Below are 19,413 nucleotides of genomic sequence, written 5' to 3'. Positions count from 1 at the left end.
TTGATATATCAACCCTTGACAACTTGCAACCCTCGTTGATATATCTTTGGTATATCAAAAATCCAGAGGGCACAATCATGTGGCAAGGAGTTTTCCCCGCGGTCACCACCAAATTCAGGGCGGACGGGTCTCTCGACCGGGCCGAAAACGAGCGCTGCTTTGCCTACCAGATCGATGCGGGCGTGGACGGGATCATCGTCTGCGGCTCGCTGGGCGAGGCCATGACCCTGGAGCCAGAAGAGAAACTTGAACTACTGGGTATCGCGAAAGCCGTTGCCGGCAGTCGCCCCGTCCTGATGACCGTTTGCGAAAGCTCCACGCACCGGGCTGAACAGGCGGCACAAGCGGCTGCCATCGCCGGAGCCGACGGTTTCATGGTGCTGCCGGGTGTGCCGTACAAATCCGCTCCCCATGAAACCGTGGCCCACCTGAAGTCCGTGACCCGCGCCGGCGGCCTGCCGGTGATGGTCTACAACAACCCCGTTGCCTATGGCGTGGATGTGAGCCTCGACATGTTCGAGGAACTCGCCGCGGAAGAGCTGATCGTCGCCATGAAGGAATCCACCGACGACATCCGGCGTGTTACGGAAGTGCTCAGCCGTTTCGGCGAACGCTTCGATGTCTTTACCGGGGTGGACAATCTGTCCATGGAAAGTCTGGTGATGGGCGCGCACGGCTGGGTCGCCGGCTTAGTCGTCGCCTTCCCCCATGAAACCGTGGCCATCCATCGACTCATCAAGGCTGGCCGTATCGGCGAAGCGCGCGAGATCTACCGGTGGTTTCGTCCGCTGCTCGATCTCGATGTCTCGACCAATCTCGTGCAGAACATCAAGCTGGCCGAAGTCCTTGCCAACAATTCCAACGACCGCGTGCGCGGCCCTCGTCTGCCCCTGCAGGGAGCCGAGCGTGAGCGGGTCACGAAGATTATCGAAACGCAACTTGCCTGCCGGCCCGATCTTTCCCGCTTCTCGCTGGACAGCGGGACGACCTGAAGCGCTTGACACTTGCCGACAAGGCGGGGCTGCCAGCCGCACCAGCCCCGTCTGACAACCGAAGCGGTCTCCAACAACAAGGAACCATCCCATGCTCAAGAGAACCCTGATCGCTGCCGCTGCCTGTTCGGTGGTTGCCAGCCTGCAAGCCAACGCTCAGGAGGTGACGTGGCGCGTCCCTACCTCGGTGCCCGAAGGCAGCTTCTTCTACGAGAATTTCCTCGTGCGCTTCGCCGACAACGTGGACAAGCTCACCGATGGCCGCGTGGAAATCCAGCCGTTTGGTGCCGGCGTGATCGTGCCTGCGCTCGAGGTCTACGAAGCGGTGCAGGATGGTGTCGTGGAAGCCGGCCATTCGACCCCCACTTACCTGACCAATCAGGATGCCACCAACGCCATTTTTGCCAGTTTCCCAGGCGGTATGTCGGCGGAAGCCACCTTGACCTGGCTTTATGAGGGCGGCGGTGCCGAAAGGCTGTACGAATTTCGCGCCGAGGACATGGGACTGAAATCCATGATCGTGGGGGTAGGGACCACGGAAGTGTTGGCTCATTCGAATGTGGAGCTGCGCACCGTGGAGGATTTTGAAAACCTTAAATACCGGACGGCCGGCGCCTGGGCGGCGGTGCTGGAGAACGATCTGAATGGTGTGCCCACCGTGGTGCCGCCGGGCGAGATCTATACGCTTCTTCAGCGCCGGGGCGTCGATGCGGTCGAATGGGCCACTCCCGGCTCCAACATGACCGAGGGGTTTCACGAAGTAGCGCCCTATCTGGTTCTGCCGGGCGTGCACCAGCCAACGTTCGTCTGGGAGGTCGTACTGCAGCAGGAAACCTGGAACGAACTGCCGGAGGAGTTGCAGGAAAAGATCGAGATGGCCGCCAAGCTTACGACTTATGAGGGCTTCACTTATTTCTTGGACGCCGACATGCAAGCCATGGAGGACTACGCAAACACCAACGTCGAGATCATAGAGCTCGAGCCTGACACCATCCAGACCCTGCGCGAGGCAGGCCGCAACTGGGCACGCGCCCAAGCCGAGTCACAAGCCGCAAACGGCAAGCCGCTGATGGGGGAGGTGCTGGAAGACTATCTCAACTATCAGCAGCGTTGGACGGAAGGTTCGAAATACCTGGTTCGCGACGGCAAGTAGCCAGAACGCCTGGGCCGGTGCCTGTCAGGATCGGCCCGTGTTATTCCGGGGGAAAGGGAAAATGCGCAAGACATTGGATGCCATCGACAGGGTTGCCGACTTTTCCGGCTTTCTCGCCATGCTCATGCTGGCCGCTCTAGTCGGCTCCATGATGTTCGAAGTCATCGCCCGCTATGTGTTTGGTACGCCGACCATCTGGGCCTTCGATATCTCCTATATGCTCAACGGTACCATCTTCCTCATGGGCGCAGCCTATGCGCTCAAGGAGGATGCTCATGTGCGCATCGACTTCCTGTCGACACGCCTGCCCCTGCGGTTCCAGCAGCTTCTCAACGCCGTTATCTATGCCCTGGTTCTGGCTCCCATCTTCGGTGCACTTACCTGGTTTGCCTTGCGCAAGGCTCTGCGCGCCTTCGAGCGTGGCCAAGTGGAGATGGTCAGCCCTTGGGCGCCGCTGATGTGGCCCTTTTACACCGTTCTGGCACTAGGTCTCCTGTTCATGACACTGCAGCTCCTGGCGGAAGCCGCACGCTTTGCACTGGCAGATAAAGCCCCCGGCGCTACCGGTCATGAACTCGCCGATACGGAGGCCCTGTAACGTGCCTATCACCCCCGTTCTCATGTTTCCGGCTTTGTTCGTCCTGGTCTTTGCCGGTATTCCCGTTTCGCTGTGCCTCATTATCGTGGCTGCCGGCTTTGGTTTCTTCGCGTTCGGCGATGTCCTGTTCTTGCAACTTTACGGGGCTGTCCTGACTACTGCGTCCAACTTCACCCTGGCGGCAATTCCCCTGTTCGTGCTGATGGGGGCAGTGCTGGAGCGTACCGGTATTGCACTAAGACTCTTCCAGGCGCTGCAGCTCTGGTTTGGCCGGATGCCGGGCGGGCTGGGAGTGGCCACTATTGCCATGTGCGCGATATTCGCCGCCGCTTCCGGTGTGGTGGGCGCGGTAGAGATCGTGGTGGGCATGATGGCCATCCCCGCTATGCAGCGCTACGGCTACGATAACGGCCTGACGGCGGGTACAATCTGTGCCGGAGGCTCGCTTGGCACCATCATCCCGCCCTCCATCGTGGTGGTGATCTATGCCTCCATCGCCCAGCTTTCCATCGGCAAGTTATTTGCGGCCATCATGATCCCCGGTGCATTGATGGTGCTGTTCTTCCTCGTCTACGTGGTAGGGCGCTGTATCCTTAGGCCCGCTGATGGCCCGCCAGTATCGGCGGAAGAAATCGCCATGCCCTTACGTGACAAACTCTTCATTACCGGCAAGGCGCTGGTGCCTCCGCTGGCGCTGATCGTCGCGGTGCTGGGCTCGCTACTGTCGGGGATGGCCTCTCCCACTGAGGCGGCTGCGGTGGGGGCGCTCGGCACGCTTCTGCTGGCAGCCGTCATGGGGGACCTGAACCGCACCATGCTGCGTCAGGCCTTTGCAGTCTCCATACGCATTTCCTGCATGATCATGCTGATCGTGGTGGGCGGCACCATGTTTACTTCCATCTTTGCCGTTACTGGCGGCGGTGGCCTGGTGCGCGGATTGGTCGACACCCTCGGCCTTGGGCCTACGGGCGTAGTAGCCCTGTTCCTCGCCATCGTCTTCGTTGCCGGCTTCGTGCTCGACTGGATTTCCATCGTCCTGATTTGTGTGCCCATCTTCACGCCGGTGATCAGGGCACTCGGGATCGACCCGATCTGGTTCGCCGTGCTGGTGATGATCGTGATCCAGACTTCCTATCTCACTCCGCCCATGGCGCCTTCGATCTTCTACCTGAAATCGATCGCCCCTCCCTCCATGACTTACGGGCACATGTACCGAGGGGTGATGCCCTTCGTGCTGGCACAACTGGCAGTATTGATCGCGGTACTGCTGTTCCCGAGCGCAGCCACCTACCTGCCCTCGATTCTGGTGGGGCTGTAGTGGGTCGACCTACCCAAGCGCTTGGGTCTTGGATGACCGGACGGGCATCAAAACGGCGGTGCCTTACGCTCTTTCTGCCTTTTCGCCGCTTCCATCCACCAACTTAGGTCGTCGGCGAAGCGTGAAAAGGAGCGCTCCAACGACTGGCCGGCATCGCCGGTGGGGTTGCCGTTTTCGTCCAGGGTCTTCGCGATGGGACCGACGGTCACCGAGCTGGAGATAACCACCATGCCCATTTCGGCGAGAGTGCCGTGCCAGACCAGGGCGGAGCGTGCGCCGCCCAGGCGGCCCGCCGAATAACTTACGATGCCCGCCGGCCGCCAGAACCACTCATCCAGGAAGTGATCGGTCAGGTTCTTGAGGCCGGGCTGCATGCCCCAATTGTATTCCCCGGTCACGAACACGAAGCCATCTGCCTCGCGAATCTTGCCCGCCAGGGTTTCCATTGCCTCCGGCGCTTCACCGGCGGGGTACTCCTTGTACATGCGATCCAGCATCGGCAGATCGACCTGCTTGGCGTCGATCAGCTCTGCCTCGAAGCCGCGTGCGTTCAGGGTTCGCACGGTATAGTCGGCCAGGCGAATGCCGGCGCGGTCGGAACGATAGGAACCATAGAGCACGAGAATGCGGTCGGCCATTTCACGAACCTTGCTTGAAGGGCGGATGAAACGCGATGGACGGTCGGCGTTGCTATCGAAGACTGGCCATCGCTACCTGAAGTGAAGATAGTCCAGCCACAGCGATTCACTTACCTTCTCCGCCCCGATAACGCTTCCGAGACTCGGCAATGGTACGGTGATTGGCATCGGCCCAGGTCACCAGGGCCTGCATCGGTGCGAGGAAGGAGCGGCCGAGTTCGGTGAGGTCGTACTCCACTCGCGGTGGTACTTCCGGATAGACCGTGCGGGTGATGAAGCCATCCTGTTCCAGGTGCTTGAGGGTGCGCGAGAGCATCTGCTTGGAAATGTCGCCGATCTCGCGCATCAGCTCGTTGAAGCGCCTGGTGCCGGGCTGCAGGGTCAGCAGTACGAGAACGCTCCATTGATCGCCGATGCGGTCGAGTACGTCGCGGATGGGGCAGGGATGGTCGAATGCGACGATCTCGGATTGTTGTTGAGTCATGGCGGGCTCCTTGGGCACTCATGAGTCATCGCGGTGTGACCGGGTCCCACCGCGGTGACTTCTTGCGGATGAATGAGAAGTACCATAGTTTGCCGCTTAGGTCTATTTGTTAGACCAGGTCTGTAATTCAAACCAAGGAGAACTTGATCATGGCAAACGTCGCTCTCATCGGCGCCTCAGGCAACGCGGGCTCGCGTATCCTCACGGAACTCTCCGAGCGCAGTCATCTGGTGACTGCCATCGCCCGTCATCCCGAAAGAATCGCCAAGCTGCCTGGGGTCATGGCCCGCCAAGGAGATGTTTACGACCGCGCGGGGCTGACCGAAATGCTGCGCGGCCACGATGCGGTGATCAGCTCGGTGCACTTTACCGCCAGCGATGCCGATACGCTGATCGGCGCGGTGCGCGACTCGGGCGTAAAGCGCTACCTGGTGGTGGGCGGCGCCGGCAGCCTGGAGGTCGCCCCTGGCCAGCGCCTGATCGACCAGCCGGACTTTCCGGCCGAATACAAGGGTGAAGCGAGCGCAGGCGTGGCCTTCCTGGAGCGCCTGAGGGCCGTCGAGGATCTTGACTGGACCTTCCTGTCACCCTCGGCGCTGTTCGTGCCGGGCGAACGTACCGGCGATTTCCGCCTCGGCAAGGATACGTTGCTGAGCAACGAGCAAGGCTCCAGCATCTCGTTCGAAGACTACGCCATTGCCCTGATCGACGAGCTCGAGCGCCCCGCCCACGTGCGTCAGCGCTTTACCGTGGGCTACTGATGCTGGTGTCCCACACACCGCACCAATCAAGATTGGAGACGTCATCGACCGCTTCGCCCTGAAGACTCGGCGCCGGTACCAGACTGGACGAAGCGGTAGTCGGTAAGCTGTACTGCGACCAGCCCCTGAGCGGGGTAGCCTGGTACCTGGCGCTGATTTGTCAGGTCTGAACGGCGCTGTCACAAGGAGTCGACAGCGGCTTTGCATCTATGGGAACGAGGTATATGAAAGCAAACGGCTCGTGGCTGCTGGCGTTGGCGTTGGCGCTACTCTTTTCCGGCCTGTGCATGGCGCAAGCGCAGGAGGACGAGAGCGAAGAGAATCAATGGTTCACCGTCGACTCGTTGAACGAAGGGCTTGGCGAGGCGCCCGAGGAGGTCAAGCGAGAGACACCGCGCGAATCGATCCGTAGCTTTCTCGAACTTACCGAACAGGAGGAATTCTCCGCAGCGGCGCATGTCCTCAATCTCTCCGACCTGAGCCCCGCGGAGCAACCAGAGAGGGGGGCGCAGTTGGCCAAGCAACTGGCGACCGTGTTTCGGCGTGGCGAGTGGATCGAAGCCTCCAACCTTTCCGGGCGTCAGGATGCAGCCATCGAAGACCCGTCGGGCCAACACCCACAGACCGGCGAGCCGCGTCGCAATCTCGCGCTGGCATCGCTCGAGGCCCAGGGCCAGACCTATGACATCCGCCTGGGCCGATATCGAATGGGTGACGAGGCGCCGGTCTGGCTGATCACACCAGACAGCCTTTCGTCGATCCCCCGGCTTTATGAAGAGTTCGGGCCCTCGATGTTGGAGGAGTACATTCCGGAGCGATTCAAGGCGTCGCTCGGAGTGCTGGAGATCTGGGAGTGGATCGCCATACCGGTGTTCCTGCTTGTGATCGGTCTGGTGGGTTGGGGGGTCTACGGCCTGGTCGGCTTGCTGGCGCACTGGTTCCCCAACGGGGCGCCGAGCATCTTTGCAGGCCGGATCAGGGGGCCCATGGCACTTCTGGTCATGTCATTCGTTGCCCAGCTACTGCTCGACTACGTGGTCTCTTTTACGGCCATGGCCACCTCATTCATTCGTGTAATGCTCATCATCATTGTGGCCTGGGGCGTCGGTACGATTGCGCTGCGCCTGGTCGACACTCTCCTGCTCAAGGTGACGCGGCGCATCGTGGGGGAGATCGACGACACCAAGCCCAAGGACGAGCGCAAGCTGCTCACCACGCTCTACGCGCTGCGCCGGGTCATCATCCTGATCACGGTGGTTGCCGTTTCCGTCTACGTACTGAGCCAGATCCAGCTGTTCGAGACGCTGGGTATGTCGCTTCTGGCGTCGGCCAGTGTCTTGGCTGTGCTGGTGGGTATCGCGGGCCAGGCAGTGCTCGGCAATATCCTTTCCTCTTTTCAGGTCTCCCTGGCGAAGCCCATACGCATCGGCGACCTGGTGATGTTCGAGGGGCAGTGGTGCTATGTGGAAGGCATCTTCTACACCTTTATCCGGTTGAGGAGCTGGGATGAGCGGCGCCTGATCGTACCGGTGACGTACTTCGTCTCCCAGCCCTTCGAGAACCTCTCCGTCAAGAGTGCCAAGATGTACCGGACGCTGGAGCTTGTCGTCCATCTTAGTGCCGATACCCAGGTCATCAGGGAGAAGTTCCTGGAGTACGCCAAGGAGGAGGAGAACGTCGTCGAGCACCACAAGCTGTCGTGTTACGTGACGGGGCAGACCGAGAGAGCGCAGACCATCTCCTGCTACCTCATGGCCTCCGATCCCTTTGCCGGCTGGATAGCGGAGATGAACATCCGCGAGAAGCTGATGACTTTCATCAGGGACAACCATCCCGAGTGGTGGCCGAGGGAGGTGGTGGTCATCAGCCATCGCGATATCGCCAAGGGCGAGCATCCAGGCTCTCGCCGATCCCCTCATGAGTCAGCTCCGGGGGGCGACGAGGAAGGCTGATGCCTCCGGGGGCCGGCCCGAAGACATCGTGCAGCTTTGACACCCTTTGAGGACAGATACGACAGGGCCCGGCATTGCCGGGCCCTGTCGGAACCACGTTGATTCCCTCCTTAATCAGGTCTCATCCTCTTCTGCGTCTTGGGTATTGTCGGTATCGCTCGGGTCGGGTGCCTCACCTCCCTGCGTACCTTCACCTCCGTCCACGCCTGGCGCCCCCGGGTCACTACTCACTTCGCCGGAGCCGTCACCGGTGCCTTCCGGCTCCATCTCGCCATTTTCTTCCTCTTCCCATTGGGGCTTTTTCTCGGCCTCCGTTCCAACCGCCCCGGAAGAGCCTGCGGTGCCGGAGGTGCCTTCCGTCATGGTGGAGGTACCGCCTTGCCCGCCGGCGGCATCCGTTTCCTTGTCACTACCGGCCGACCAGGCGAGGGGGCTGGCAACCAGGCCCATCGTCACTCCCAGCACACCGATTCGCTTGAGAATATCGCGAGACAACATGGCATGACTCCTTGGACATCGTGTCCCTATGCGAGCAGCCCCTGTCGGCGGCCGCTCCGCTCCTTGTAATACCGTGGCGCTGCATACCAGCGCCACGGCCACCGCCGTCCCTTTCCTGAGTTCACCTCGCCTTGCTCACAAGGGCAGCCATCGTAAGGGCAATGGCATTGGAGCGGGCGAGCTGGACAGCTCCTTAAGCATAGTTCGCCTACAGAAGTAGCGGTGGTGGCATTCTTCATTTTCTCTCAGCGGCTGTGGGCACCGAGCTGCTCACGGCGGAACTCACCTTGGCGTTCCAGCATCCAGCCCGGGTACTCGGGCGGTAACTGGCTGACGCGATCGAGTACGGCGAGTTCTTCATCGCTGAGCGCTACCTGGGCGGCGGCAATGTTGTCGTCGAGCTGGTCGATGCGCTTGGCCCCGACGATCACGCTGGTGACCGCCGGCTGGTGCAGCAGCCAGGCGAGCGCAATCTGGGCGACGCTGACGCCCTTGGCCTCGGCGATGCCGCGCATCGCGTCGACGCAGTCATGGGCGCGATCTTTTTCCACCGGTGGAAAGTCGAAGTTGGCGCGGCGGCCTTCGCCAACGGCTTGGCCGTCGCGCGCGTACTTGCCGCTGAGCAGGCCGCCGGCGAGCGGGCTCCACACCATCAGCCCGAGGCCCTCGCTCTCCAGCATGGGAACGATCTCGCGTTCCAGGTCGCGACCGGCAAGGGTGTAGTAGGCCTGCAGTGACTGGAAGCGGTTCAGCCCCTTGCGTTCGGCGATACCGAGCGCCTTGACGATCTGCCAGGCCGCCCAGTTGGAGACGCCGACATAGCGCACATGGCCATGCTGGACCAGGGTGTCCAGCGCGCTCAGGGTCTCTTCGATGGGCGTGGCGGGGTCGAAGCCGTGCACCTGGTAGAGGTCGACGTGGTCGAGCTGCAGGCGTTTCAGGCTCGCCTTCACGCCTTCCATGATGTGATAGCGGGACAGCCCTCTGGCGTTGACGCCCCGGCCGGTTTCGCCGAATACCTTGGTGGCGACGACCACTTCGTCGCGCGGTACGCCGAGGTTCTTCAGGGCCTGGCCGGTCATGCGCTCCGAAAGCCCCTCGGAATAGACATCGGCGGTGTCGATGAAGTTGATGCCGGCCTCCAGCGCGCGGGCGATCAGCCCCTCGGCATCGCTCTGTTGCAGGTTGCCGATCTTGCTCCAGAGTTCGCCTTCGCCACCGAAGGTCATGGTGCCCAGGCAGAACTGGGAAACGAAGAGGCCGGTATTGCCGAGTTTGCGATATTGCATGCGGTGCTCCTTACTTTTCTTGCAGAGGTATAGTGTGGCAGTTGTCCAGCGTAGTGATGGTTCGGTTCATCTCCTGTCGAGGATGGTCGGTACCGCTGCCACTCACGGTTGACTGCGGTGTACGATGAGACGATACGCAAGCCGTGAGACATCGTTCAGGGACGCGCTATTCTGGTATTCGTACTTCCCCCCAAGGAAACGCAACGTGCTCAGCAACATCCGTCGCAGCGAGATCGCTACCTTCCTCAGGATCCGGCGTGCCCGGCTGCAGCCCGAGCAGGTCGGCCTGCCGCGGGGCGCGCGGCGGCGCACGCCCGGCCTGCGCCGAGAAGAGGTGGCCGAACTGGCCGGGATCAGTACCGAGTGGTATGCCTGGCTGGAACAGATGCGCGACGTGCATCCGTCGATGGATACCCTGCAACGCATCGCCGGCGCGCTAAAGCTGGAGCCTGCCGAACAGCAGCACCTCCTCACCCTGGGAGGCTATGGCCTGGAGAACGGCGGCGCCGGGCTGGCGCGCGAGGCGGTGGTGGGCGCGCAGCTCCAGCGACTGATGGATCAACTGGCGTGCTGCCCGGCCTGGATCATGGGAGCCCGCTCGGACATCCTGGCCTGGAACCGGGCGGCGACTGTCATTCATGGCGATCTTCACGGCATGCGCGGGATCGAGCGGAACGGCATCCATCAACTCTTTCTGAACCCGCGGATGCGCCGCATGCTGGTGGACTGGGAGGAACATGCCCGGGACTGTGTCGCCAAGCTGCGCCTGACCCAGGCCCGCTACCTCGACGATCCCTGGTTCAACGAACTCGTCGAGCTGTTGCTGTCACGCAGCCCAGCGTTTTCCCAATGGTGGGACGAACATGATGTCTGCTTGCCCCATGACGGTGTGAAGGTCTACGAGCATCCCGGCGCAGGCCGGCTCTCCTTCGATTACGCCATCCTGCAAGTGGCCGGTAGCAATGACGTGCCGCTGCACTTGATCACCTATGTGCCGACCGGCGATACGGATACCGAGGAAAAAATGAAGGCCTTCGTGGAGCGCTCGGAGGCAGTGCTTCACGCCTGAGGCGGCGGGGCGAGCGGAGCAGCGAGGCGACATGGGTCGCATAACAGGGAGAAGTGCAGAATGTCGTGTCGCAATGTAGCCGTGCTGGCCGCGGGGGTGATGCTGCTGGCCGGGTGCCAGGCCGAGGAGACGCAGCTCCAGGCGAGCGAGATCGCCTACGAGCCTTTCGAGACAAGTTTCGTGGAAACCGATTGCCCGGAGGAGCGTTGTGCGACGGTGGAAGTGAGTGCGATCCATTTTCCTGATTCGCCGGAATTGAGTGCCCATGTGCGCACGCGGCTGCTCCTCATGGGGCAGGGGATCACCGATGGCGAGACCGAGTGGCCGACCGATTCCTGGGAAGCCTTCGCCGAGGCCTTCTTCGAGCAGGCCAGGGAAACACGCCAGTACGCCACACACTCCGCCAGCCATGTCCGGCTCGAGGCAGAGGCGATGGCTCGGCATGACGAGCTGCTGATCATCGAGCTTGATGGCTACGTCTATCATGCGGGGCAGGCTCATGGTATGCCGTTGACCGAGTTCATGGTCATCGATGAGCGCCTGAGGCAGGTGGTCACGCTCGACGACATGCTGCTCGACGACCAGGAGGCGGCATTCTACGAGGCCCTGATCCGTGCCCATGAGCGCTGGCTCCGGGAGTTGGAGCAGGACGATGGCTTCGCCGCCAACTGGCCGCTGCACGAAAGCCGCAACGTGGCGCCTTTGGAGTCGGCCTGGGCGGTCAGGTACAACGTCTACGAGATCGCTCCCTACGCCGTTGGCCAGCCGGAACTCCACATTCCCCTCGATGAGCTTGAGGGTATCGCCAAGCCGCGCTATCTAGGTCGAGAATAGGGCCTCGGTTGGAAGAGGAAGGGCATGGAGAAAATATTGGTCAGCGCCTGCCTGCTGGGCAAGCGGGTTCGCTACGATGGCGGCGCCAAAATGCTGTCGTCGGAGATACTCTCGCAGTGGCAAGCCGAGGGTCGAGTAGTACCGGTGTGTCCCGAGGTCGATGCTGGCCTGCCCACGCCGCGCGCGCCGGCCGAGATCATTGCCGGCGACGGAAGCGACGTACTGGCCGGTTCGGCACGGGTCGTCGATCATCACGGTAAAAATCTCACTGAGGCCTTCTTGAAAGGAGCCTCGCTCGCGCTACAGCTATGCCGGCGGCATGGAATCAAAGTGGCGGTCCTGACCGAACACAGTCCCTCGTGTGGCAGCTCGCACATTTATGATGGCAGTTTCTCGGGCACCAAGAGACCCGGTGCCGGTGTTACCGCGACGCTGCTTCGTCAACACGGCGTGCGGGTGTACGGCCAGCACGAAATCGTCGAGGCGCAGCGGGTCATACAGTCGCTATAAAGCTTAATAAGAGCCGAAATACCACGCTGCGAAACACTACGTAAGGAAACGACATGGCCTCCATTCGCCGTGAGCTGGTGGCATTGATCGAGCGCGGCACGATTCCGCGTGAAGAGGTGGCGCGAGCGGTCGCGCTTTCCGGACTCCACCCTTCAGGGCGGGCCTGGGGTATATTCCTTGATCGATTGCTGCTGTGGCTGGGCACGCTGGCGTTGGCCGGCGCGGTAATGTTTCTGATCGCCTACAACTGGGCCGAGATGGGCCGCTGGCTGCGTTTCGGGCTGGTGCAGGTGGCGCTGGTGGTGGCCATCGGCGTCTACTGGTGGGCCGAAGGGCGCGGCGTCGTGCAAAACATGGTGGCTCGGGCGGCACTCATGGCAGCTTCGCTGCTGCTGGGCGTGCTGTTAGCGCTGTTCGGCCAGGCCTACCAGACCGGTGCCGATCCCTGGCAACTGTTCTTCTTCTGGGCCGTGCTGATGCTGCCCTGGGCGGTGGTGGCGCGCTTCGATGCGCTCTGGATCCTGTGGCTGGGGCTGCTCAACCTTTCGCTGTCGCTCTACTTGCGAACCTGGGGCTGGGCGTTCGGCATCCTGTTCTCGGGCGAGACTGCGGTGCTGTGGGGAGTGTTCATACTCAATACGGTAGCGCTGGGGTTGTGGGAGCTGGGTGCGCGGCGCTGGCGCTGGTTATCGGTGGGATGGGCCACACGCCTGCTGGCGCTGGGCAGCGGCATTCCCCTGACACTGCTGTTGCTCATGTTCATCCTGGATGAGCGGGCCGATGTCTCGGCTGCCGTGCTGGTTTACCCGCTGTGGCTGGTAGCGCTCTACGTCGTCTACCGCCACTGGCGGCCGGATCTTTTCATGCTGGCGGGCGGCTGCCTGTCGGTCATCGTGGTCGTCACCACCTTCTTTGGGCGACATCTGCTGTGGCAGGGCGGGGCGGGTGGCTTCCTGTTCCTGGCTATGTCAGTGCTGGCGCTGGGTGCAGCGGCAGTGTTCTGGCTCAAGCGGCTGCATGCCGAGATGCCGTCATGAGCCGCTGCGTGATAGCTCTGTGAGGCGATCCAGCCAAGCCGACGGCTGACCAAGATACCCCATGATGTCCACGACCTCGTGGCAGCCTTCACTCTCAAGTACCAGTGTCGGAAACCCCGCCCCACCCACGCGGGCCAGCAGCTCCCGGCTGGCGTGGATATGTGCCTGGGTCGGCTCGCCCTGCTGTGTGGCGTAGGCCGCGTCGAAGGCGGCCTCGTCGAGGCCGATATCCAGCGCCAACGCGCGCAGCACCGCTGGGTCGGCGATGCGCCGCCCCTCGACATAGTGGGCTGTCTGCATGCGTGCCAGCAGATCCAGCCCGCGGCCAGCGATCTCGTCGGCCGCCAGGATGGCGGTGATCGGCGGCTCGGAGTCGAAGAGGGCACTTTGGTCGCAGAGCAGGCCGTTACGATAGGCTTCACCAAACGTTTGCCCGCTGAGCTGTGCAATCCGCCGGTCGTGCGGTTCCACCATCTGGCGCAGCTGCGGCGTCACGGGGCGCCGGTTGGGACCGGCCATCATGCCGCCGGCGTGTAGCTGTATCGGCAGCACCTGGTGAGCCGCCTGGACCAGCGGTGCGACGGCGTAGCACCAGCCGCACAGCGGGTCGAGAATGTAGTGCAGGGTCACCGCCCCGGCGTTGCCGGGGCGGAAAGAGGTTGCCTGTTCGCTCATGGGAATTACCACTCCATCTCTCCCGTGTTGACCTTGGCGCCGATCTCCAGCGCGATGCCGAGACCCGCTTGCGGGTAGGCGTCCTGCATCGCCTCGATCAGCGCTGCGCTATCCTCAGCTTGGGCCAATTCGGTCTCGAAGCGCTGCAAGTAGTCCTTGGTGTAAGCCAGCTGGGACGCATCCTGCGGCAGGTCGGGAAGAGAATGGCCCGGCACTACGATGGCCGGATTCAGCGCGGCGATGTCGTCCAGTTTCTCTACCCAGGTTGAGCGCTCCGCCGCTGTTTGGGCATCGGCGGTCCATGCATGCAGACCGGCGTATACGTTTACGCCCCCGGCCACCGCTTCGATCGACGGGATCCACACATAGCTCCGGTGCGGCAGGCTGTCGCCCAGGCCGCGGATTTCCAGTACCTGGTCCTCGAGCATGATTGTGTTGCTGGGCAGCACCTCGGGCAGCGGCACCTGCTGCGGTGCGTTGATACCCATCCGCGGGCCCCAGACCTGCAGCTTGGTCGGCAGGGTGGCCTCGATCTTCTCCACCGTCGGCTCGGTAGCGACTACCTCCGCGTCGGGGAAGAACTGCTTGAGTACGTCGATACCGAAGTAGTAATCCGGGTCGGCCTGGCTGATGTAGATCGTTTGCAGATTTTTCCCACTGTCCAGCACCATGGCCGCGATGCGCAGTGCGTCGGCGCGAGTAAAGCCGGTATCCAGCAGCACGGCGTCGTTCTCACCGGACACCAGTACGGCATTGACGTGGAAGCTGCCGGCATCGGCGTTATAGACCTGCAGCGTCAGCGGTGCCGCCGCGGGCTCGTCGGTTTGCGCGTTGGCGGTGGTAAAGCCCAGCGACGCCATGGCGAGAGTGAGCCAGCGGGCTGGGGAAAGAAGCTTTTTCATCGAATTATCCTGCAAGTTGAGTAAACGATTGGGTGGGTTGTGCACAGGATATTGGTTCGAATTAGTGAGATATACGCTATTCTTGACGACAGTTTGTCAACTAGATCGAGCAAATAGATGGATCGTTTTACCGCCATGAAGGTGTTCGTCGCAGTGACCGAGCGCGGCAGCGTGACCGCGGCCGCCGAGGCGCTGGATATGTCGCGGGCAATGGCCAGTCGTTATCTCGAGAGCCTGGAGAGCTGGCTGGGCGCGCGGCTGCTGCATCGCACGACGCGCCGCATTGCGCTGACGGATGCCGGTCACGAGGCTCTTTCGCGCTGCCGCCAAATGCTGGACCTTGCCGATGAAGTTCAGCTTGCGGCCGGTGCGCGCGGTGTCGAGCCAAAAGGCCGATTGCGCATCGCCACCAGCCAATCATTTGCCCAGGCCTGGCTTGCCGAGGCGGTGGCGGAGTTCCTGGCCGGCCATCCACAGGCGCAAGTCGAACTACTGGTGCTGGAGCGGGCCGTCAACTTGGTGGAGGAGCGGGTGGACCTGGCGGTGCGCATCACCAATCAGCTCGAGGAGTCGCTGGTGGCGCGGCGGCTGTGTACCTGTCGCTCGGTGCTGTGCGCGTCTCCTGGCTATATCGAGCGGCACGGCATGCCGCAAACGCCCGAGGAGCTGGCTGAACATGATTGTGTGGCACACTCCTATGTCAGCCGTAGCGAGATCCGACTGCGCCGGGAGGGCCGCAGCGTGAGCGTGCCGGTGACAGGAAAACTTTCCAGCAACGAGACGGGTGTTGTGCGCATGGCCACGCTGGCCAGCGCCGGCATTGCGATGCTGCCCACCTATTTCGTTGCCGACGACCTACGCCAAGGCCGGCTGGTGCTCGTGCTGCCCGCCTGGGAGCCGGAGCCACTGGGCATACATGCGCTGTACCTGTCGCGTCGCTACCAGCCGCTGCTGCTGCGAGCGATGATCGACTTTTTGGCTGAACGGCTCGGCGGCGATGTAGCGCTTTGGGATCGTGATATCGATACTGCTTGGGTTACTCATACGGAGACATCTTCATGAGCCGCTCCATCACGCCCCTCAGAGAGCGACTTGGCCGAGCCGGCATTACGATGACCGAAGGCGAAGGCGAGCCGACACTCGAGACGCCCTGGTTCGTGCGGGCGCTGCAGGCGTTTTCTGGCTGGCTGGCCGCCCTGTTCCTGCTGGGCTTCATCGCCATGGGCGTGGCCTTTGTGGTCGAGAGCAGCGCCGCTGCCGCCATGCTGGGGCTGGTGATGATTGTTGGTGCCTTCGCACTGCTCAAGGCGGCGCCCGGCGACTTCCTCGAACACCTGGCGCTGGCGGGAAGCCTCACCGGGCAATTGCTGGTGGCCTGGGCGCTGGCCGATGCCGTGGGCGACATGAATGCGAGCCTGTGGTGGTCGCTGCTGGTGCTGCAGGTCATCCTGGCTGTGGTCATGCCGAGCCTCACACATCGCGCTTTCTCCGCCTTCGCTGCGAGCCTGGCGCTCTACCTGGCGTTAGCCGAAGGCGTTTCAGCGCCATCCTTGGCCGGCGGGCTGGTGGTGCTGGGGCTGACTGCCATCTGGCTCAACGAGTTTCGCTGGCCGGCCCGTCTGCGGGCGGTGCAGGCGCTGGGCTATGGCCTGTTGCTGGGATTGCTGGCCATCCAGGCCATGGAGCACTTCGGCCAATCGCTTCTCATAGGGCGATATTATGACGGCACTGGTCTAGCCTGGCTGGAACCCTGGGCGGGGGATGCCTTGGGCATGCTGGCGCTGTTGCTGCTGATTCGAAACGTCTTTCAGCACCATGCCGGCGCAGTCGCGCCGGGTCTGCGTGCGGCCGCCTATGGTGCCGTGGCGGTACTGATGCTGCTCTCGCTCCAGGCCCATGGCTTGAGCCAGGGCGCGGTGGTGGTCGTGCTGGGCTTCGCCATCGCCAATCGCCTGGTCATGGGGTTTGGGGGGCTACTGCTGCTGCTCTCCATCACGAATTACTACTACTGGCTCGAGGTGACGCTGCTGACCAAGGCAATGACGCTGTTCGCCATGGGCGTGGTATTGCTGGCGATACGTTGGGCCATGCGTCGTGGCTGGCGGACCGGTGAAGCGGAGGGTTCGGGCCAATGAGAGCGACAGCCAAGTTGAACAGGATCATCGTGGCGGCGGCCCTGGTGCTGATCCTGGCCCTGGTCAACTGGAGCATCTGGGCCAAGGAGCGCCATTTGGCCGAAGGCGAGGTGGTGTATCTGGAGCTGGCGCCGGTGGACCCGCGCTCGCTGATGCAGGGCGACTACATGGCGCTGAATTTCGATATCGGCAACCGTATACAGGACGCACTGTACGAAAAGCGCTTGGAGAGTGGCGATATGGATGCCGTCGATGGGCACGTGGTCGTTCGTCTGGACGCGCAGCGGGTCGCGCACTTCGAGCGTTTGGAATCCGTGGAGAGTGCGCTGAACGCCGATGAAATGCGCCTGCGCTACCGGGTGCGCAACGGCCGGGTCCGGTTCGCCACCGATGCCTTCTTCTTCCAGGAGGGCCATGCCGAGCGCTACGAGCCCGCTCGTTATGGCCAGTTCCGCGTCAACGACCGCGGCGAACCCCTGCTCGTTTCCCTGCACGATGCCGAGCTGGAGCTGCTGGGGGAAATGGAGCGGTGATATGGCTTCGTAGTTTCTATGGCGCCGGGGTTGCTCACGAGCTAGCTCAAACCGAACAGCGCATGGGCCAGGTGTCCGCTGAGGAAGGCGAGGCTGGCGGCAGCGCCACCCATCAACAGGGTACGAAACCCGGAACGCAGCATCGGGCGATGATAGACCAGACTCTTGAGCATGCCGATGCCGAAGAACATTGCACCGGCGATAAGAAGACTCGCCAGGAATTGGGTGGTGGCATCCAGGCCCGGTAGCGCATAGGGCAGTAGCGGCATGGCGCCTACGATGATAAAAGCGAAGAAGGTCGTCAGCGCGGCGCGCAGGGGGCTCAATCCGACAGGCTGCAGGGAATACTCTTCCTTGAGCATGGTGTCCACCCAGATATCGTGATCGTCAGTCAGGGTTTCCACCACTCTTTCCAGCAATTCCCCCTCGAAGCCTTTTGCACGGAAAATCTGGCGTATTTCTTCTCTCTCTCCTTCGGGGATGAGCTGGATATGGTGATATTCGCGACGAGCGACACTGTCGATATGTTCCTGCTGCGCTTGGGAAGCCTCGTAGTTGCTGACGGCCATGCTGAAGCCGTCGGCAAGAAGGTTGGCGAAACCGAGTACCAGGGCGACCGTAGGGGAAAAGCCTGCGCCGAAAGCGCCAGAAACGACGGCGAATGTGGTTACGCACCCATCGATGCCCCCGAGTATCGCATCGGGCATGGAGTTCGCTTGCGGCGGTTGGGACAGGCGCTCCTTCACTGCCTCGGGGCGGTGCTCGGGCTCGAGATCTTCGCGGTCTTGTGCCATGGCGCCCATCCGGAGTGGGTATTATGCGTCTCTCCTCTATCCAAGGAGAATAGAAGAGGGCATCGGTAAACGTTAGCAGATGACATTAGGAGAGCAGCAGTGCATGGACCAGACCCGACCAATAAGCACCCCATGGAAGGGTTTCCCCAGGTGTGCTTCATCAAGAACGTGATCAAGGGCCCGAATATCATCGTAGGCGACTACACCTACTACGACGATCCGGAGGATTCGGAGAACTTCGAGCGCAATGTGCTCTACCATTACCCGTTCATTGGCGACAAACTGATCATCGGCAAGTTCTGCGCCATTGCGCGGGGCGCCAAGTTCATCATGAACGGGGCGAATCACAAGCTTTCCGGCATCTCCACCTACCCGTTCCAGATCTTCGGCAATGGCTGGGAGAAGGTCATGCCGGAGCCAAGCGAACTGCCCTACAAGGGCGACACGGTCGTTGGGCACGACGTGTGGATCGGTTATGACGCCCTCATCATGCCCGGCGTGAAGATCGGCAATGGCGCTATCGTGTCATCGCGTTCAGTGGTGGTAAGTGACGTACCGCCCTATACGGTGGTCGGCGGCAACCCGGCCCGGCCAATCAAGCAGCGCTTCTCGCCGGAGGTGGTCGAAACCCTGCAGGCCATTGCCTGGTGGGACTGGCCGGTGGAGAAGATCACCCGGCATCTGCCGCTGATCGTGGCTGGCGATGTCGAGGCGCTACGGCAGAGCGGATTTAACGAATGAGCGTATGGCAGGCAGGAGTATGAACGGGGAGTTGTGCCACAGGATTCTGATCGTTGCCGAGATGCTCTTGCTGGCATTGCCAGTTAGCGTGTTCTGCCTGTTTTTCGGTTTGACTCTGCTAATGACGGTGGGGTTTTCCTGGGGGCTGGAAGAAATCGCGATCATGCTCTTCGTGCTGGTCGGCACGCTGGGTATCGTCGGGCTGTGGTGTGCCGCCATCACTTACCTGGCCCGGCGGACTCGGTTCCTCTGGTGGTGGCGGGCCGCCTGCATGGGCGCCGGATTGGTGAGCGTCTCCTTGATACTGTTCTGCCTGATCGCCTTTGGCTGGGAGCGGCCGGAGTGGGTGGTCATCATTGCCCTGGGGGTGTTTGCCAGCCCGTTGTTGATACCTTTTCTCCACCTCGCCTACCTGCTGCGAACGCCCCGGGAGTCTCTGTCTACTCAGGCGCAGCAATAACCTTTGCGGTAAGCTCGAACTTTGCTGTCGGCTGCAGCAG

The 19,413-nt window shown here is 62.0% G+C and carries 22 protein-coding genes; 15 read left to right on the top strand and 7 right to left on the bottom strand.

Translation table 11 applies throughout. From position 1 onward, the window contains the following. Positions 1-77 precede the first annotated feature (77 nt). The 4 genes from ACRWQA_RS18140 (at position 78) to ACRWQA_RS18125 (ending at position 4,061) form a co-directional block, all read left to right on the top strand. Positions 78-992 (top strand): dihydrodipicolinate synthase family protein, encoded by a 915-nt coding sequence (locus tag ACRWQA_RS18140; protein ID WP_434227997.1) that lies wholly within the window; start codon positions 78-80, stop codon positions 990-992. Positions 993-1,083: 91 nt separating this feature from the next. Continuing rightward, complete coding sequence (gene dctP, locus ACRWQA_RS18135; protein ID WP_263582504.1) at positions 1,084-2,145, top strand: TRAP transporter substrate-binding protein DctP; 1,062 nt, start codon at positions 1,084-1,086, stop codon at positions 2,143-2,145. Between the two features lie 61 nt (positions 2,146-2,206). Next, positions 2,207-2,743, top strand: a complete 537-nt coding sequence (locus ACRWQA_RS18130; RefSeq protein ID WP_263582505.1) for a TRAP transporter small permease subunit — start codon at positions 2,207-2,209, stop codon at positions 2,741-2,743. Position 2,744: 1 nt separating this feature from the next. Then, positions 2,745-4,061: a TRAP transporter large permease gene (locus ACRWQA_RS18125; protein ID WP_434228000.1), complete on the top strand. Its 1,317-nt coding sequence runs from the start codon at positions 2,745-2,747 to the stop codon at positions 4,059-4,061. Positions 4,062-4,108: 47 nt separating this feature from the next. Here the strand turns inward: ACRWQA_RS18125 and ACRWQA_RS18120 are convergent, their stop codons facing one another. Then, positions 4,109-4,699 carry an NADPH-dependent FMN reductase gene (locus ACRWQA_RS18120; protein WP_434228001.1) on the bottom strand — a complete coding sequence of 197 codons (591 nt, stop codon included), beginning with the start codon at positions 4,697-4,699 and terminating at the stop codon, positions 4,109-4,111. A 106-nt stretch (positions 4,700-4,805) separates the two neighbouring features. Continuing rightward, the gene (locus ACRWQA_RS18115; protein WP_263582508.1) at positions 4,806-5,183 is read right to left on the bottom strand and encodes a winged helix-turn-helix transcriptional regulator; all 378 of its coding nucleotides are present in this window, start codon (positions 5,181-5,183) and stop codon (positions 4,806-4,808) included. A 149-nt stretch (positions 5,184-5,332) separates the two neighbouring features. Here ACRWQA_RS18115 and ACRWQA_RS18110 point away from each other — a divergent pair, with 149 nt between their 5' ends. Together ACRWQA_RS18110 and ACRWQA_RS18105 are read left to right on the top strand one after the other, a co-directional pair. After that, positions 5,333-5,944 carry an NAD(P)-dependent oxidoreductase gene (locus tag ACRWQA_RS18110; RefSeq protein ID WP_263582509.1) on the top strand — a complete coding sequence of 204 codons (612 nt, stop codon included), beginning with the start codon at positions 5,333-5,335 and terminating at the stop codon, positions 5,942-5,944. Between the two features lie 224 nt (positions 5,945-6,168). Continuing rightward, the gene (locus ACRWQA_RS18105; RefSeq protein ID WP_434228003.1) at positions 6,169-7,896 is read left to right on the top strand and encodes a mechanosensitive ion channel family protein; all 1,728 of its coding nucleotides are present in this window, start codon (positions 6,169-6,171) and stop codon (positions 7,894-7,896) included. Positions 7,897-8,010: 114 nt separating this feature from the next. Here the strand turns inward: ACRWQA_RS18105 and ACRWQA_RS18100 are convergent, their stop codons facing one another. Then, positions 8,011-8,394, bottom strand: coding sequence for a hypothetical protein (locus tag ACRWQA_RS18100; protein ID WP_263582511.1), 384 nt, complete (start codon positions 8,392-8,394; stop codon positions 8,011-8,013). 245 nt (positions 8,395-8,639) lie between these two features. Beyond that, positions 8,640-9,683 (bottom strand): aldo/keto reductase, encoded by a 1,044-nt coding sequence (locus ACRWQA_RS18095; protein ID WP_263582512.1) that lies wholly within the window; start codon positions 9,681-9,683, stop codon positions 8,640-8,642. Positions 9,684-9,888: 205 nt separating this feature from the next. Here ACRWQA_RS18095 and ACRWQA_RS18090 point away from each other — a divergent pair, with 205 nt between their 5' ends. The 4 genes from ACRWQA_RS18090 to ACRWQA_RS18075 are packed head-to-tail and all read left to right on the top strand — an operon-like array spanning position 9,889 to position 13,133. Next, positions 9,889-10,752, top strand: coding sequence for a helix-turn-helix domain-containing protein (locus ACRWQA_RS18090; protein ID WP_434228006.1), 864 nt, complete (start codon positions 9,889-9,891; stop codon positions 10,750-10,752). A 60-nt stretch (positions 10,753-10,812) separates the two neighbouring features. Then, complete coding sequence (locus tag ACRWQA_RS18085) at positions 10,813-11,586, top strand: RsiV family protein (protein ID WP_434228008.1); 774 nt, start codon at positions 10,813-10,815, stop codon at positions 11,584-11,586. Positions 11,587-11,610: 24 nt separating this feature from the next. Further along, on the top strand, positions 11,611-12,096 hold the full coding sequence (locus ACRWQA_RS18080; RefSeq protein ID WP_434228009.1) for a 2-thiouracil desulfurase family protein: 486 nt from the start codon (positions 11,611-11,613) through the stop codon (positions 12,094-12,096). A 53-nt stretch (positions 12,097-12,149) separates the two neighbouring features. Further along, entirely contained in the window at positions 12,150-13,133 is a 984-nt protein-coding gene (locus tag ACRWQA_RS18075; RefSeq protein ID WP_434228011.1) for a DUF2157 domain-containing protein, read from the top strand. On the opposite strand, the gene ACRWQA_RS18070 is transcribed toward ACRWQA_RS18075, so the two are convergent. Both ACRWQA_RS18070 and ACRWQA_RS18065 read right to left on the bottom strand, forming a co-directional pair. Then, positions 13,128-13,808 (bottom strand): DsbA family protein, encoded by a 681-nt coding sequence (locus tag ACRWQA_RS18070; protein ID WP_434228013.1) that lies wholly within the window; start codon positions 13,806-13,808, stop codon positions 13,128-13,130. The genes ACRWQA_RS18075 and ACRWQA_RS18070 overlap by 6 nt on opposite strands. A gap of 5 nt (positions 13,809-13,813) precedes the next feature. Next, entirely contained in the window at positions 13,814-14,710 is an 897-nt protein-coding gene (locus ACRWQA_RS18065) for an MBL fold metallo-hydrolase (RefSeq protein WP_434228015.1), read from the bottom strand. A gap of 117 nt (positions 14,711-14,827) precedes the next feature. Between ACRWQA_RS18065 and ACRWQA_RS18060 the strand changes: the two genes are divergently transcribed. The 3 genes from ACRWQA_RS18060 to ACRWQA_RS18050 are packed head-to-tail and all read left to right on the top strand — an operon-like array spanning position 14,828 to position 17,378. Then, positions 14,828-15,772, top strand: coding sequence for a LysR family transcriptional regulator (locus tag ACRWQA_RS18060; RefSeq protein ID WP_263582524.1), 945 nt, complete (start codon positions 14,828-14,830; stop codon positions 15,770-15,772). Beyond that, positions 15,769-16,845 (top strand): DUF4401 domain-containing protein, encoded by a 1,077-nt coding sequence (locus ACRWQA_RS18055; RefSeq protein WP_434228017.1) that lies wholly within the window; start codon positions 15,769-15,771, stop codon positions 16,843-16,845. Before ACRWQA_RS18060 ends, ACRWQA_RS18055 begins: the two co-directional genes overlap by 4 nt. Positions 16,846-16,859: 14 nt before the next feature. After that, on the top strand, positions 16,860-17,378 hold the full coding sequence (locus tag ACRWQA_RS18050; RefSeq protein ID WP_434228019.1) for a GDYXXLXY domain-containing protein: 519 nt from the start codon (positions 16,860-16,862) through the stop codon (positions 17,376-17,378). 41 nt (positions 17,379-17,419) lie between these two features. Here ACRWQA_RS18050 and ACRWQA_RS18045 read toward each other — a convergent pair whose 3' ends face one another. After that, entirely contained in the window at positions 17,420-18,172 is a 753-nt protein-coding gene (locus ACRWQA_RS18045; RefSeq protein ID WP_434228020.1) for a VIT1/CCC1 transporter family protein, read from the bottom strand. 99 nt (positions 18,173-18,271) lie between these two features. On the opposite strand from ACRWQA_RS18045, the gene ACRWQA_RS18040 reads away from it, so the two are divergent. Together ACRWQA_RS18040 and ACRWQA_RS18035 are read left to right on the top strand one after the other, a co-directional pair. Continuing rightward, entirely contained in the window at positions 18,272-18,913 is a 642-nt protein-coding gene (locus ACRWQA_RS18040; protein WP_412031191.1) for a Vat family streptogramin A O-acetyltransferase, read from the top strand. Between the two features lie 19 nt (positions 18,914-18,932). Further along, positions 18,933-19,373 (top strand): hypothetical protein, encoded by a 441-nt coding sequence (locus tag ACRWQA_RS18035; protein WP_434228021.1) that lies wholly within the window; start codon positions 18,933-18,935, stop codon positions 19,371-19,373. Positions 19,374-19,413 lie beyond the last annotated feature (40 nt).

This window comes from Billgrantia sp. C5P2 (assembly GCF_051062895.2).
This window is presented reverse-complemented; position numbering and strand designations above follow the sequence as displayed.